11 protein-coding genes are annotated in these 15,467 nt (G+C 46.3%); 4 read left to right on the top strand and 7 right to left on the bottom strand.

Annotated features, from left to right (window positions below; translation table 11 throughout):
* Positions 1–119 precede the first annotated feature (119 nt).
* The 7 genes from QUB11_RS22935 to QUB11_RS22965 form a co-directional block, all read right to left on the bottom strand.
* Positions 120–2,156 (bottom strand): hypothetical protein, encoded by a 2,037-nt coding sequence (locus tag QUB11_RS22935; protein WP_333391815.1) that lies wholly within the window; start codon positions 2,154–2,156, stop codon positions 120–122.
* Between the two features lie 398 nt (positions 2,157–2,554).
* Positions 2,555–3,394, bottom strand: a complete 840-nt coding sequence (locus tag QUB11_RS22940; RefSeq protein WP_333391816.1) for a HEAT repeat domain-containing protein — start codon at positions 3,392–3,394, stop codon at positions 2,555–2,557.
* Positions 3,395–3,631: 237 nt separating this feature from the next.
* Entirely contained in the window at positions 3,632–3,916 is a 285-nt protein-coding gene (locus QUB11_RS22945; protein WP_333206152.1) for a phycobilisome linker polypeptide, read from the bottom strand.
* Between the two features lie 101 nt (positions 3,917–4,017).
* Positions 4,018–4,887, bottom strand: a complete 870-nt coding sequence (locus QUB11_RS22950) for a phycobilisome linker polypeptide (RefSeq protein ID WP_333391818.1) — start codon at positions 4,885–4,887, stop codon at positions 4,018–4,020.
* 193 nt (positions 4,888–5,080) lie between these two features.
* Entirely contained in the window at positions 5,081–5,896 is an 816-nt protein-coding gene (locus QUB11_RS22955) for a phycobilisome linker polypeptide (RefSeq protein ID WP_333391820.1), read from the bottom strand.
* Between the two features lie 148 nt (positions 5,897–6,044).
* Entirely contained in the window at positions 6,045–6,533 is a 489-nt protein-coding gene (cpcA, locus tag QUB11_RS22960; RefSeq protein ID WP_172185445.1) for a phycocyanin subunit alpha, read from the bottom strand.
* Positions 6,534–6,635: 102 nt separating this feature from the next.
* Positions 6,636–7,154 carry a phycocyanin subunit beta gene (locus QUB11_RS22965; RefSeq protein ID WP_333283214.1) on the bottom strand — a complete coding sequence of 173 codons (519 nt, stop codon included), beginning with the start codon at positions 7,152–7,154 and terminating at the stop codon, positions 6,636–6,638.
* A 1,285-nt stretch (positions 7,155–8,439) separates the two neighbouring features.
* Between QUB11_RS22965 and QUB11_RS22970 the strand changes: the two genes are divergently transcribed.
* From QUB11_RS22970 to QUB11_RS22985, 4 genes are all read left to right on the top strand, one after another.
* A complete protein-coding gene (locus tag QUB11_RS22970) occupies positions 8,440–11,262 on the top strand; it encodes a cation-transporting P-type ATPase (protein WP_333391821.1) in 2,823 nt (940 codons plus the stop codon).
* Between the two features lie 308 nt (positions 11,263–11,570).
* The gene (locus tag QUB11_RS22975) at positions 11,571–12,824 is read left to right on the top strand and encodes a DNA replication/repair protein RecF (protein WP_333206149.1); all 1,254 of its coding nucleotides are present in this window, start codon (positions 11,571–11,573) and stop codon (positions 12,822–12,824) included.
* A 147-nt stretch (positions 12,825–12,971) separates the two neighbouring features.
* Entirely contained in the window at positions 12,972–13,370 is a 399-nt protein-coding gene (gene psb27 / locus QUB11_RS22980; protein ID WP_006631261.1) for a photosystem II protein Psb27, read from the top strand.
* Positions 13,371–13,728: 358 nt separating this feature from the next.
* A complete protein-coding gene (locus QUB11_RS22985; protein WP_333206147.1) occupies positions 13,729–15,378 on the top strand; it encodes a family 10 glycosylhydrolase in 1,650 nt (549 codons plus the stop codon).
* Positions 15,379–15,467: the final 89 nt, after the last annotated feature.

The following is a 15,467-nucleotide window of genomic DNA, read 5'->3' on the forward strand; positions in this document are numbered from 1 at the left end:
CGTCCTTTTTGGACGGGCGGGACGCCCATCCCACAATAACAATTAAAATTGTAAGTTATTTAATTCGCGATCCTTAGTTAAAGAGTCGAATCCGCAAAAAACTCGACTCGATACCCGCGCTAGGAATTCTTGCGCTGTGCATCCTCACCGCCTTGGCGCTTCCGATAAGACTTAGCCCAAGCATAGCGCTGCGGATTTTTTTGCAGCAGATATTCCACAACTTCCCGACGCTTCTCATCCTTAGCATTTTTGACAACCTGCTTGAGTTCGGAATCTATATCTTCTGATTCAGCACCGCGTTTAATTGCCTCGTTAAACCAACGCTCACCCTCTGAAAATTGACTCCGCTCAAAACAAATAGCTCCCATCAAAGTGTAAGGATGATGACTCTGAGGCTGATACTCAATAGCTTTGAGCGCGCACTTTTGTGCATCATCTAATTTATCAATATCTCGGAAAGCACCGCCCCTCGTTGTTAGCAAAGCGGACTTGAGCTTATTTTCTTTGATTTGGTCGAAGTCCAGATTTTCTGTCACCTGCAATGCACTTTCCGGTTCATCTGCCTTGCGCCAATGACTGCTGGCGTTGGGCAAGTTCCATTTATTTCCAGTGCGCTCATATTCCTCCTCATAGAAACGCGCTTCAAGCCTGTGGTAGGCAATAGCAATCCTTCCATGACTAGCTAAAAGTTTCTGTTGTATTAACTGAACAACTAACACAGGATCTAGACGCTCTTCTTTCTCCAATTTGACCATGATTGCGTAAAACGGATCGAAAGGGAAATCACGATCTATAATCCGATACTTGACCTTGAGAGCAGCAAATTCCTTTTCTTGGGCAAAAGTAATTACATCCTCACGTCCATTCTGTTTCACCCAATCAATATCAGCCTCACTTAAATGCTCTCCCGATTGGATTTTGGATTTCAGACTAGCAACATAGTTTTCAATAGCAAAAGTAATTACATCATCACGTCCATTCTGTTTCACCCAATCCAAATCAGCCTCACTCAACTGCTCTCCCGCTTGAATTTTGGATTTCAGACTAGCAACATAGTTTTCAATAGCAAAAGTAATTACATCATCACGTCCATTCTGTTTCACCCAATCCAAATCAGCCTCACTCAACTGCTCTCCCGCTTGAATTTTGGACTTGAGACTAGCAGCATATTTGTCAAGCGCCAGAGTAATTGTCTCAGTTAGTTTACGCTTTTTCAGAAAGTTAATATCCGGCTCACCTAGCGGATTTTCTAAATCAATTTTTTTGAGAACTTTATACAGATGGCTAGAGAGGGATGAATCCTCATAAGTAGTAGCTTTATACTTAACTTTCAGTTCAGCAAAGTGCCGTGTTTGTTCCATCTCCAAAACAATGCTAAGCGTTTCGCTAAGTTGATGCTCTTCCAGCCAGTTAAGTTCTGACTCGCTCAACTGCTTATCTGCCTCAAGATTTTTCAGGATGGGATACAACGGACTTGATACAGATGTTTCTGGGTATTCACTAGCTTTGTACTTATCCTTGAGTTGGGCAAACTCAGCTTCTCTTACAGCTTCTTTTTCTTGAAGAATTCCCAGGGTGTCAAATAGTTCTTGTTTCTTCAGCCATTTAACCTCTGAATCATTTAACGGTTTTTCAGCTTCTAGTTTATTCAAAATTTGATAGAGATGACTTTCAGGCAATGAGTCTTGATGTTTTGTGGCTCGGTACTTAGCCTTTAGTGCAGCAAATCGCGCCATATCTTCAACGATAGCAACTGTTTCAGTAAGCCCGTGTACTTGTTGGAGATATTTAACTTCTAAGTTAGTTAGCTGATTTTCTGATTCAAGTTTCCAAAGGATAGGATACAAAGCACTGGACATGGGTACCCCTCTGGTTACTTTAAACTTAGACTTGAGTTGAGAAAATTTAGCATCGAGTTTTTTGGGTTCTTCCTTCTTACGTTGTGGCTCTTGCTCGATAGCTTTTCTTGTTTCCAAAAGCTCATGCTCTTGTAACCAAATCCACTCAAATTTAGTAATTTCCAATTCTAAATCAGCTTTTCGCAGAATGAGATACAGAAGACTAGAGGGAGATGAATCTTCATATTTTGTTGCTTGATACTTGGACTTCAGCGCTGCAAAATGTTGCACCTGGACTTCAAAAGCGTCGTTGCTCATGGTGAATCCCCCGATTTATACTTCTAGCCGCTACACAACCATCTCCCAGCATTCCGCGATCGCCCGCAGTCAAAACCCAAACTTTTTTAACTGAAAACTCATCCAGATGGTAATATTATTTTAACAGTTCGGTTTCACCAACTACAGCTACAAACCTCAGTATTTTCACTGAAATTTATAATAATTAGTACCTAAAGCCCCCTCCCTCATTCCATCAAATAATCGGTCATAGATTCACGCGGATCAAACCGATCAAATAGTTCTCAACTCCATGAAATACAGATATGCGGTAGGCCAACAGCACGGCGCTGTCTCCTGAAATGTGCTGTCTCCTGAATGTAGGGCAGACAATTGAGAATCTCTACAGCAATCCTATTTCAGTTGTGAACTAATTTTTTTCACAGTAAACTATCCATTAAATCCATAACGCGGATAGCCTCATCTGATAAAGATAGAGATTCTTGTTGATTGAGGTGATGCTCCAAAACTCCTTTGAGCGCAATCAATTTCAGGCTATTTTCTGCTAAAGTTTCAGAAATAGCTTGCGCTCCCGGCAAATAGCCGATCGCCCCCAAGTCCATCAAAGCCGATCGCCTCAACTGCAAATTAGCCCCATTCAAAGCACTTACCAACCGCTCTCCGTAAACCCGCTCACCAGTTAGCTGATACATCGCCCGCGCCGCAGCGTACTGCACCCGCTCCACAGAATGTTCTAAAAAAGGTGAAATTAGGGGTATTGCTTCTGTCGCTTGCAGGGTTCCCAAAGCTTCAATTACCGAGTCGTAAGGTTGCACGAGGTGCGATTTTCCTGGCACTCGCACAGCCACAGCTACGCCCCCATCCAATAGCTTCATTAGGGGCTCAATAGAATCGCGATAGCCCAGCATTTCTAGAGCTTGAGCGGCTGCTTCCCGCACGTAATAATCAGCGCATTCCAAACAGCGAATCAAAGCAGGTAAGGCTTGTTTGTCGCCCAATTTACCCAGAGCCCGCGCCGCATTTCGTAATAGGGAATAGTCGCCGATTTTTGTTTGTTCTGACTCTTCTTCCAATGCGGCAATTAAAGCTGCAATAGCTGCCGGTTCCTTGACTCGAAATCTGCCCACCCACCAAGCAGCATAATACCGGAGACTGTAATCTTGGGAGTGCAAATTTGCGATCGCCTGTTCAACAGTTAAAGACTCGCCCTCAGCTACACCCGCCGGCGGTGAGTCGGATTCGTAATAATTCATAGTCATTAGTTATTAGTTATTAGTTATTAGTTATTCGGCTCTTGAAATGGCTGCTATCCAGAAAAAACCTGCAAGGGTTAGGGAAACTGGCCGATTAAAATCGCTACTAAACAGACAAAACCCGCCGGGGCGGGTTACATTAACTCTTAGTCCGCTTGGAGTGGACGAAAGTTTGTCTAGGAGCGATTTTCATCGCCCCTTCTAGCTTGTGTCGGAGCGATTTTCATCGCCCCTGCAACCAAACTATTGGTGATCGTGGGATGATTCATGGGATGAGTCATGGGATGATTCTGCACCCGCGTTTAAAGGATGAATGCTGACAATTTTCCCGCCCATGCGAGTAATCCGCTGCATTTCTTGATTCATCCGATTGTAAGGCACAGTGATAAATGTACTCGCGCTCGATCGAATCGAATAATCCACATTATCTGTTTCATCGCTTTGGCGCAAGCCCACAACTTCATACCGAAAGCAGCGACTAGCCGAAGCTGTATTGCCACTTTTTCCAGCTACAATTTGACCCAACATAAGCTTCTTGGTAATTGGTAATTCTGACTGTTGACTGTTGACTGTTGACTGTTGACTGTTGACTAAAAGCTAGTAACTGCCAACTGCCAACTGCCAACTAACTAAATTGGAGTAATGCTGGCGATTTTCGCGCCCATGCGTTGAAATTTCTGCATTTGCGAGGACAACTCCTCAACAGGTACGATGAAAGCCTTGCTGCTGCGGCGCACGCTGGGATAGCCGCCCGTGCGAATTCCCGAAACTTCCACGCGCACCAGCCGCCCTTCTTTGCCGTAAGCAGCAGCGCCGCCGAAAGTGCTGCTGGGAGTTACGTTTCTGGCAGAAGGCCGATATGCCCAACCTTCGTTACCGCCAGAAGGCCCAACTACAGCCGTAGCGCTGTTAGTGCCGAGTTCGACAGCTAAGCGAGAGTTATTGCCTTCTAGTTGAGATGTATCGCTGTTTGCATAGCCGCGATACAACCGGAACATCCGGGTAAAACCGACGGTTTTTTGACCACGCTGGGTGTTAAAGCCGCGGTAGTAAGGTACGATACTTTCGCCGAAGTTTTCTTGATACTCTACTGAATCAATGTAAGAATCAATATCAGCGTCGTAGCCTTGTGTTTGGTACAAATCTAAATGCTCAACTACTTCAGATTCGTCGTAGGGAGCGCGACCGAGCAAGTGTTTGTAGTTTAGTTCGATCGTCCGAGTTTGGAAGCTGTTGTAGAAAAACTTGGTTTTGTACAGTTCTGACTTAGCTACAGCGCGTACAAATTCTCGTACCGTCAAACTGCCGTCCCGCAGCAAAGACTCGGAACTTGTAAGTCGGTCGGATTTCATTAAATAGTCGTTGCCCAGCACCTGACGGTAAACCGCACGAATCACAGTTTCAACGTCGTCTTTGCTGTAGTTCGGGCGCAGTTCTACCTTCGGCGCATCGCTCAATGCGGATGTTCCTAGTCTGGACGCTGCTGTTGTAATCGCCACCAGATTTTCTCCTAAATTATTAATGACAAAAGTTTAATGCTTGGTTGCACTTGAAATTTTTAGGACTAAGGATAATATGCCTCAAAGTAGGGTGTGCACTGCACACCTTACCTATACACATAAAATTGAAGAATTTTTTATCCTTAGTCCTAATTTGCTAAAGACGTTTCAAAAAAACGTCAATACACAAACTTTAAGCTGTGGTAATACTTACCACTTTGCCGCCACGTTTGTTGATTTGCTGCAAGCGGCTCGAAAGTTGCTCGTAAGGCACGAGATATTCGGTAGTTGTCCGCCGCACTTGGGGCGAAAACTTAGCCGAACCTTGCATTGCGGTGACTCGGTAGAGTTGGTCGCGAGAACCCCCGGAAGTCCCGCCCAGGGCTTTTCCGGTGGAGGCCGTGTATATCGGCGAAGCCATATTTCTCGCTACTTCCCAAGTCAGCCGGGCTTGGGTTTGGTTTTGGGCGCGATCGCTAGAAGCAAAACCCCGGTACAATTGAAACATCCGGTTAAAACCGACGGTTTTTTGACCTCTTTGGGTCGCGAAACCGCGATAGTAAGGCACTATACTTTCGCCAAAATTTTCTTCATACTCAACTGAGTCAATGTAAGAATTGATTTCAGCTTCGTAGCCTTCTGCATTGTACAAATCAACGTGGAAAGCAATTTCCGACTCGTCGTAAGGAGCGCGGCCCAACAAATGCTTATAATTAAGCTCGATTAAGCGCGTTTGCGAGTTCGGATAAAAAAACTTTTTCCGATAAGTTTCGGAATGTGCAATTGACCGCACAAAATCTTTCACTGAAATCTGCCCTTGCAGCAGCAGAGATTCAGCACTGGTAAGTCGTTCGCTCGACATTAAATACTCGTTCCCGAAAACTTGGCTGTAAGCCGCGCGAATTACTGCTTTCGCATCGTCTTGCGTCCAGTGGGGGCGAAGTTCTACTCGTCCCGCTTCTTCAAATGCTTTTATTCCCAACCGTTCTGCTGCACCTAATCCCGCCATCTTCGCTTCTCCCTTTTTTGCTTTAAAAACTGAAAACTGCTTAAAAAAGTATTTGCAAAACTAGGCTTAGATCGCAGATGCCCGGAATTCTAAACAACCGCTAACACTTAAGCTAACAGCAGCTTACAATTCCGGGCATCACGCAAATCTAGCTCAGAGCGTTGATTGCGTAGTCGATGTAGGAAGTTGCTTCAGTTGCAGCGTCGCCACTCAGACCGTGGTTGGCTTTGATGTACTTGAGAGCTTCAACGTACCAGCTAGGAGACAATTCAAATGTCCGGTTGATTTCGTCAACACCTGCAATCAGGTACTCGTCCATCGGACCGGTGCCGCCTGCAACTAAGCAGTAGGTGACCATGCGGAGGTAGTAGCCGATGTCGCGAGCGCACTTGGCTTTACCGGTTGGGGTAGAAGCGTAGTTAGGGCCTTGCATTTGTTGTGTGTACGGGAATTTGTTGTACACAGCTTGAGCTGCACCGTCGATCAAGCGCTGAGAGTTGGCGGTCAAAGCCTTGGCTGCTTCCAAACCTGCTGCTGCTTGGCGGAAACGTCCGAAGGCGACTTGCAGTTCAGTGCTGCTCAGGAAACGGCCTTGAGAATCGGCTGCGGTTACTGCTTCAGTCAAAGGGGTTTTCATTGTTCTGGTTTCTCCCTAATGTTGTGTTGTTTTTGTACAAAAATGATTGTTTGCAAAAATGCGATGCTCGCTTCTTTACAAGAAAGGTTCGCTTGGCTATTTTTAGCCGACTGCATTGGCAGCGCGGTCGAAGTAGCTGCCGATTTCAGACATCAGCGAGCTGCAATCACCACGGGTAACGCCGTTGGGGTCGTTAGCGATCGCGATTGCTGCTTCCTTCATTTTTTGCACGCCGGCTGCAACTGAGCCACCGGGAACTCCCAGAGCTTGGTATGTTTCACGCAGACCGTTCAAGCAGCGGTCGTCCAAAACGCTGGCGTCGCCTGCAAATGTTGCATAGGTGACGTAGCGCAAGATGATTTCCATATCGCGCAAGCAAGCTGCCATGCGGCGGTTGGTGTACGCATTGCCACCAGGAGCGATCAGTTGAGGCTGTTCGGCGAACAGGGTGCGAGCTGCATTGGCTACGATGCTGGATGCGTTGCCGGTGATGCGGTTTACTGCATCAATCCGCTTGTTAGCGTCGGAAACCATGCTGCTGAGAGCATCTAGTTGACCCGGAGCTAGAAATTCGCCGCGAGCGTCTGATTGGGAAACCACTTTTGTAAATGCGTCAAACATGAAAGAACTCTCCTATTTGAGTTAATTGAGTTTGGTTGCGGTATAAAACCGTTAAGTTAAATTTGTTCAGGCTACGAGTGCCTGCAAGGGTTGAAATTTGATGCCAGCTAATCTGCTGGTCCCATCGATCTCTCCCTTTCCGCTACCTGCACTATTGTTACATTGCAACGGAGGTTTAAGAAACCTTAGAAAATTTTACACCTTTTATGAGATGCGACAAACCTTGTCAATCAGGGTTTTTGTTAACTTTGGCCTGTCGTTTCAACCCTCTGATAATCTTTATACAATGCTCGCCTGCGTTTGTTTATTACAAATTATTACAGAAACTTATCTCTCTAAGAAGGTAAATATTTGGGGTGCAAGTGCGGGCAAATCTCCTTCCTAGGGTAGATGCGCGAGGGTACTCATAAACGAAGAGTTTGCTTCGATCGCCCTGCTTTGGGGGTAGAACCCCCCCAAACCGTCCCGTGGGCCGATCGCCTTTGTTAGCTTTCTGTGGAAAAGCGGGATTGTTAAGAAGTGTTAAGTAAATTAAAGTTTTGGTAATAGAAGGCTGGGGGAATAGGGAAAAAAGCAAAAATTCTGCCCAATGTCAGGAGGCCTGCAAAATTCGGTGTGGGAAAAATCCCCAAGATTGTGAAGCCCCTCGCCAGAGCCTCAGCTTTTGCCGGAAATATCAACATTTGAAGACTAAACTCAGCCGTTGGGCATTGGGTAAAAGCCGAAGAAATTGCTAATTTTTAGTAGTAAGGTGGATAGGTGCTATCAGATACATTTAACCCGGTAAATCCAGGATTGCGCCTCGATATACTGTGTATGGCAGATCGGGCATCGCTTTTAGCGATCCCTAATAGGGAGGTATCTCTCAAAGCTTTCAACAAAATATTGAAAGCGCTATTCAATGCGTTACGTTTTTGGGGGCTGAGCCGTTACGCTTACTACGAAACTTTTTCGCTTAGTCCGATGCTTCGGCGCTGGTTTTAAACGGTAGCCTATCCTATTACATACTACCAATGTCTACCGCTATCTTCTAAGAGTTTACAAGAATTCGTTTACTATACGAAAACAGCGATAGGTCTACAAAGGGCGCGATCGAGCCGCCAGACGCATTGAAGTTAAAAGCTTTTTGCTTCCCCGGCATCGAACGGCCCCAAACCAGTCCCAAGTTAAACAGTTTTTGATTCAGAACTCAAAACTTAAAAGTCTCTCACTGTAATCAGCCACATCCATCGGCTGTATCTGCCCGGCCGCAGTCCCCTAATTGCCCCATGCTCGATCGTAATTTATGTCTTCAAATTCTCCCTCTTCTTGGCACACCGTAGCAATTGACCAAACTCTCCAGCAGCTAAGCAGCAACAAAGACGCTGGCTTGAGCAGCCAACAGGTGTCAGAACGCTTGCAGCAATACGGCCCCAACGAACTCGAAGAAACAGGAGGTCGCAGTCCGTGGTCGATTTTTGTCGATCAGTTCACCAACATCATGTTGTTAATGCTGATGGGTGTGGCCGTGATTTCGGGTTTTTTGGACTTTCGATCGAATACTTTTCCCAAAGATGCGATCGCCATTTTTGCGATCGTCATACTCAACGGCATTCTCGGCTATTTCCAAGAGCAAAGTGCTGAAAAAGCCCTCGCAGCACTCAAAAACCTCGCTTCCCCCCTAGTCAGAGTCCTGCGCGACGGCAAAACTTCGGAAATAGCAGCCAAGGAACTCGTACCCGGAGACGTGATGCTGTTGGAGGCTGGGGTAAAAATAGCAGCAGACGCACGCTTGATCGAAACATCAAATCTGCAAGTCAGAGAATCTGCTTTGACAGGGGAAGCCCTAGCAGTCACCAAGCAAGCCGATCTAGAACTTCCCGAAGATGCTTCCTTGGGCGATCGACTCAACCTGATTTTTCAAGGGACAGAAGTTGTTCAGGGACGAGCAAAAGCGATCGTCACCAACACCGGAATGAAAACTGAACTGGGCAAAATTGCCACCATGCTTCAGTCAGTAGAAACCGAACCGACTCCCCTGCAACAGCGGATGAGCCAGTTGGGAAATGTTCTAGTCTCCGGTGCCTTAGCCTTAGTCCTAATTGTCGTCATCGGCGGCATGATTACCTTCCAAAACGGCGGCATCGGTTTCGATACGAGCAGGTTTGAAGAGTTGTTAGAAGTTTCTCTCAGCATGGCTGTGGCTGTGGTTCCCGAAGGACTTGCAGCAGTCGTGACAGTCACTCTAGCACTCGGAACTAGGCGGATGGTGAAGCGAAACGCCCTGATTCGCAAACTGCCTGCAGTAGAAACTTTGGGATCAGTTACTACCATTTGTTCTGACAAAACAGGTACTCTGACTCAAAATAAAATGGTTGTTCAGCTAGTGTCTACGGGCGACTGCACTGTCGCCGTGGCAGGCGACGGCTATGCACCGATCGGAGATTTTACCGATCGCCTGACATCGGCCAAAATTAATAATTTAGAGGAATATCCAGAACTCGAATCTTTATTAATTGCCTGTGCAGTTTGCAACGACGCAGTATTGCAACAAGAAAAACAAGAATGGCAGATTTTAGGCGACCCCACAGAAGGAGCTCTGCTTTGTGTAGCCGGAAAAGCAGGCATTTATAAGGAAAAACAGTCTCAATTGCTACCACGGACGGCGGAATTTCCTTTTTCTTCCGAACGCAAGCGGATGAGCGTGATTTGCGAAGTGCCCGGCAGATCGGGACATTCGGGATTTCCCGCAGAAAAAGGACAGCAGCCGAATTATTTGATGCTGACCAAAGGTTCTCCAGAGTTGACTTTGGAGCGCTGCAAAGGCATTATAGTCGGCGATCGAGTACAACCTTTAACCCAGGAAATGCGCGATCGCATCCTCGTCGAAAACAACAACATGGCAAGCGGCGGTTTGCGAGTCCTCGGGTTTGCGTACAAAATCTGGGAAAACCTGCCGCCCGAAGGTTCTGAGGAAACCAGCGAACAAGACATGATTTGGCTGGGACTCGTCAGTATGCTCGACGCCCCGCGCCCGGAAGTGCGGGAAGCAGTGGTGAAGTGCCGCGATGCAGGCATTCGGGTGGTGATGATTACAGGAGACCACCAGTTGACAGCAAAAGCCATCGCCTACGATTTAGGTATTGCAACAGAGGGCGATCGAGTTCTCACCGGTCAAGAATTAGAAAAGCTCAGCCAAGAAGAACTCAAACAGCAAGTCGAACAGGTTAGCGTTTACGCCCGCGTTTCCCCCGAACACAAATTGCGGATTGTCCAAGCTTTGCAAAGTTGGGGCAAATTTGTCGCAATGACCGGCGACGGCGTTAACGACGCCCCCGCCTTGAAACAAGCCGATATCGGCATCGCCATGGGGATTACCGGCACCGATGTCAGCAAAGAAGCTAGCGATATGGTGCTCCTCGACGACAACTTCGCCACTATTGTCGCCGCCGCTGAAGAAGGGCGAGTGGTTTATAGCAATATTCGCCGCTTTATTAAATACATTTTGGGCAGCAACATCGGCGAAGTTTTGACAATTGCGGCCGCACCTTTAATCGGTTTGGGAGGAGTGCCGCTGACGCCTCTGCAAATTTTGTGGATGAACTTAGTAACAGACGGCGTTCCCGCTTTGGCCTTGGCTGTGGAACCGGGGGAACCGAACGTGATGAAAAAGCCTCCTTTCAGTCCGCGAGAAAGTATTTTTGCGCGGGGTTTGGGTTCTTACATGATTCGCATCGGGATTATTTTTGCAATTTTGACGATCGCGATGATGTCGTGGGCTTATGGATATACCACCAACCCTAACCATGTTGGAGATCCCGAAGCTTGGAAAACAATGGTGTTTACAACTCTTTGTTTGGCACAAATGGGTCACGCGATCGCAATTCGGTCTAACACTCAGCTAACTATCGAGTTAAATCCCTTGACTAATATTTTTGTTTGGGGAGCTGTGATTGTTACTACTGCTTTGCAATTAATGCTGATTTACGTTCCGCCACTGAGAGCATTTTTCGGCACTCACTATTTGTCGCCTTTTGAATTGATGGTTTGCTTCGGTTTCAGCGCCCTGATGTTTGTCTGGATTGAAATGGAAAAACTGTTTGTGCGCTTTTACAAATCTCGAAAATAGTGTTAAGGGCTAACGCATACTGGATGTTTCCTTATTAGCTATAGCCCTCGCCTGATTAGCACTATTCTCAACATTCGCCAGGGTGGAAAACCCCTGGCTCACAGCGAAAGTCATCGCTATGAAGACTAAAGATATTAGTCCACAATTAAACATTTATTACTTCGTTATAATGTCATTGCAAGCGCCACGCTCCGCGAAACTTGCAATTGCAAAAAAGGCTCGCAATTGTCAACGGGTAAAGGGCGCTCGATTGTGTACCCCACGATGACTCTATTACCAATTACCAATAATTACCATTTACTAATATTATGTATTTGAAAACGCTTCACCTACGGCAGTTTCGGAACTATTTCGATCAAAAGGTAGCGTTTGACGCTCCCAAAACCATTTTAGTAGGAAATAACGCTCAAGGAAAATCTAACTTGTTAGAAGCGGTAGAGTTGCTTTCTACATTAAAAAGCCACCGGGTAGGACGTGATCGCGATTTAATACTCGACTCAAAGCCGATCGGGCAAATTGATGCTACACTCGAACGTCAAACCGGAGCGATCGACTTAGCTTTAACTCTTCGCTCTGCGGCGCGTCGGACACTGAAGCTCAACGGTGAACCGCTGCGCCGCCATTTAGACTTTTTGAGCGTCTTAAATGTAGTGCAATTTTCTTGTTTGGATTTGGACTTAGTGCGGGGCGGGCCCGAAGGAAGGCGCAATTGGATCGATCGCCTTGTCATCCAGTTAGAACCGATTTACGCTCACATTTTGCAGCAGTACAACCAAATTTTGCGCCAGAGAAACGCTCTGTTGAAACGTTCTAAAGAAATCAGGAAAGCTGAATTTTCCGACAGTTTTGACAAAATGCGATTTATCGGATCTGAAACTCCCGAAGACCAAAATATCGCAGAATTCCCAATGCCCGATGCCCAATTCCCAATTCCCAATTCCCAATTCCCAATTCCCCGTTCAGAATTAGCTTTGTGGGACGCGCAGTTGGCGACAGCGGGCGCTCGCGTCATCCGCAGGCGCGATCGAATTTTGGAGCGTTTGATGCCTTTAGCTCGAAATTGGCACGGTTCAATTAGCGGTTCAGCAGAAGTTTTAGATGTGAAATACGATGCTAATATTGAAGTAAGTTCAGAATTTATCGCTAAAGATAATCTCGAAGGAGTGCGGCAAGCATTTTTAGAGAAAATTCAAAAAAGGGCGATCGCAGAACAGTTTCAAGGAACCACTTTAGTCGGCCCCCACCGCGACGACATTACATTTACAATTAACAATACCCCAGCTCGTCAATACGCATCCCAAGGTCAGCAGCGAACTCTGGTATTAGCATTAAAATTAGCCGAACTGCAGCTTATTGAAGAAGTCGTCGGCGAAGCGCCTTTACTGTTGCTCGACGACGTACTTGCAGAACTCGATCTGAGCCGCCAAAATCAGCTTTTAGAAACAATTCAAGAACGATTTCAAACTCTGATTACTACAACTCACCTAGGCGCTTTTGATGCTCAGTGGCTGCGACAAACCCAAATTCTCTCCGTCGTTGCGGGACAAATCAATCGATTTTAGATTTTAGATTTTAGATTTTAGATTGACAAATTTTCTGTTTCATGGTATCAATGCAAAGATTTTGAAAAATTGGCATTATTACCTCAATTCGAGATAGGATAAAGGTTAATTTTGATTGCAGCTTTCGCTTCCATTTTTTTAAACCTTATGAAGCATTACATTTCCCGTCTGTTAGCCCTGGTATTAGTTGTTGTCATCGGCGTAGCGGGCTGTACTAATGTTCCGGCCACTCTGAGTGGAGATTATGGCCAAGACACATTAGCATTAGTGAAGAGCTTGAGAACCGCGCTCACTTTGCCAGAGGGCGCGCCCGAAAAAGCCGCCGCTCAAGCCGCTGCTCGCACCAGCATCAACGATTTTTTTGCTGCCTACCGCCGCGATCCCGCTCTTACCAAGCTGGCATCTTTCACGACAATGCGGACGGCATTAAACTCTTTGGCAGGACATTACAGTTCCTATCCAAACCGTCCGGTTCCTGAAAAACTGAAAAAGCGTCTTGAGTCAGAATTTCAGCAGATTGAAGCTGCTCTTAACAGAGGAGCTTAATCTCAAAATTTAGGATCAAGGATAAATTTCACTAATTCATCTTTCATCCTTGATATTTGAGTGTTAACAATTTTTAGTAGAAATATCAACTGCTTTTAGCGCCCACTATACCAGGCGCTTTTTTCAGCAGAATTTAGTGAAAAAATACTGCAAAACGGTTTAATCGCCGAGTCTTATCTTACCCGATCGCCCTTATTGAATTTAAATAGCCGCCAGATAGAATTTGCATTGTGCGATCGACTTGTGCCATAACTAAGTCAACGGAAAAAAGTAGAAAATTTGTAGCTGCTTGTTGAGCGCGATCGCAAAAATGCGATCGCCACCCAATTTAAACCAGAAAACCCCATTCAATTCTCCCATGAAAATTGCACCAACTCGCATCGCGAATTTTCAACACCAGCGACGCTTTTTAAGTGCGGTAACTGCTGTTTTAACCAGTAGCTTCATCAGCCAACTTGTGTGGCCGTTTATCGGAAATCAACCAGCTTTTGCCCAAACATCAGCCTATTGCCAATTATCCCCAGAACAAGTCAATCAAAAAGAAGACTTGCGTCGCGCCGCGCTGTCGGGAAAACGGGAATCTCAGCAAGCATATTTTGCTGTTTTGAACAAACACGCGCGGGAAATAGCAGAATGCCGTAAAAAAACTTGGCCCGAAACCCAAGCAGTTTGGCTGCGTTTGTATCCCTGCGATGTCAGACCCGGAGAACTCGATCGAGTATTAGACAAAGTTGTGAATAAAGGCTATAACCAAGTCTATGTCGAAGTGTTTTACGATGGTCAAGTGCTGCTCCCAGCAGCCGACAATCCTACGGTTTGGCCTTCTGTTGTGAGAAATCGCGGTTACGAGAAATACGATTTGTTAGAAAAGGCGATCGCCAAAGGTAAACAGCGAGGTTTAAAAGTATACGCCTGGTTATTTACCATGAACTTTGGGTATAGCTATGCTCAGCGTTCAGACAGACAGCAAACCCTCGCTATCAACGGTAAAAATCAGACAAGTTTAACAGTAAGCGAATACGCAGCAATTAACGAGGACTTCGGAGAAGTTCCGGGCAATCAAGCCTTTATCGATCCGTACAACCCACAAGCACGGCAAGACTATACTTTGTTAGTAAATCAAATAGTCAAGCGCAAGCCCCAAGGAATGTTGTTCGACTACATTCGCTATCTACGGGGCATCGGACCCGCTTCAGTTGCTACCAAAGTTCAAGACTTGTGGATTTACGGCCCAGCATCGCAGCAAGTTCTTTTGCAGCGGGCTAGCAATCAGCAAGGGCGAGATTTAATTCAGCGATATTTGACTAAGGGATTTATCAATCCTAATGACGTTCAAGCAGTAGTCAAACAGTATCCAACTGAGCGAGAACCTCTTTGGCAGGGTCGAATTCCGCAGGTGATGTCAGTAGCAACTCCACCTTCTAAAAGGGAGAATGCCACATCAAGATCGGCCTCAACAACTCCCGCCGCTAACAAGCCAAACCCTACAACTCCGACACCAAAACCGACACCGACACTGCGGCTTCCCGATACCGGCATTCTGCAAAAAGACCTGTGGAAACTAAGCGTTGCTCACGCCGTCCAAGGGATTTTAGATTTTTTTGGACTAGCTATTCAGCCAGCTCAAAGGATGGGAATTCCTGTAGGAGCGGTGTTTTTTCCCACTGCAAATCAAGCGATAAATCAAGGGGGATATGATTCGAGATTGCAGCCTTGGGACAGCTTTCCGGCTGCTGTAGAATTCCACGCCATGTCTTACGGAAATTGCGGGGATGTAAGCTGCATTGTCCCACAAGTGCAGCGGACAGTAAGTTTAGCGCCTCCGGGAGCAAAAATCATTCCTGCCATTGCTGGAGATTGGGGAAAACCTCTGAAAAATCGGCCGTCTTTGGAGATTCAAATGGCGGCAATTCGCTCGGCGACTCCGCAAATTAATGCGGTAAGTCATTTTGCTTTTGGGTGGCAAGAACCGGAGGATGAAAGGGCGCGGCAAACTTGCCGATTGTAAGGAGATTATTTGTAGAGATGCGGTTCGTGGCGTCTCTACAAGAGGAGATTTGTGCGATAATATTTTCAAATGTTCCTTTCTGTTAGGAG

Source organism: Microcoleus sp. B6-A1 (genome assembly GCF_036705085.1).
Taxonomy (GTDB): Bacteria; Cyanobacteriota; Cyanobacteriia; order Cyanobacteriales; family Microcoleaceae; genus Microcoleus.

Excerpts from the sequence above, each read along its gene's own strand:
- QUB11_RS22970 (WP_333391821.1), top strand. The coding sequence starts at position 8,440 with ATGTCTTCAAATTCTCCCTCTTCTTGGCACACCGTAGCAATTGACCAA.
- QUB11_RS22935 (WP_333391815.1), bottom strand. The coding sequence starts at position 2,156 with ATGAGCAACGACGCTTTTGAAGTCCAGGTGCAACATTTTGCAGCGCTG.
- QUB11_RS22965 (WP_333283214.1), bottom strand. The coding sequence starts at position 7,154 with ATGTTTGACGCATTTACAAAAGTGGTTTCCCAATCAGACGCTCGCGGC.
- psb27 (WP_006631261.1), top strand. The coding sequence starts at position 12,972 with ATGAAGCATTACATTTCCCGTCTGTTAGCCCTGGTATTAGTTGTTGTC.
- cpcA (WP_172185445.1), bottom strand. The coding sequence starts at position 6,533 with ATGAAAACCCCTTTGACTGAAGCAGTAACCGCAGCCGATTCTCAAGGC.
- QUB11_RS22940 (WP_333391816.1), bottom strand. The coding sequence starts at position 3,394 with ATGACTATGAATTATTACGAATCCGACTCACCGCCGGCGGGTGTAGCT.
- QUB11_RS22985 (WP_333206147.1), top strand. The coding sequence starts at position 13,729 with ATGAAAATTGCACCAACTCGCATCGCGAATTTTCAACACCAGCGACGC.
- QUB11_RS22975 (WP_333206149.1), top strand. The coding sequence starts at position 11,571 with ATGTATTTGAAAACGCTTCACCTACGGCAGTTTCGGAACTATTTCGAT.
- QUB11_RS22945 (WP_333206152.1), bottom strand. The coding sequence starts at position 3,916 with ATGTTGGGTCAAATTGTAGCTGGAAAAAGTGGCAATACAGCTTCGGCT.
- QUB11_RS22955 (WP_333391820.1), bottom strand. The coding sequence starts at position 5,896 with ATGGCGGGATTAGGTGCAGCAGAACGGTTGGGAATAAAAGCATTTGAA.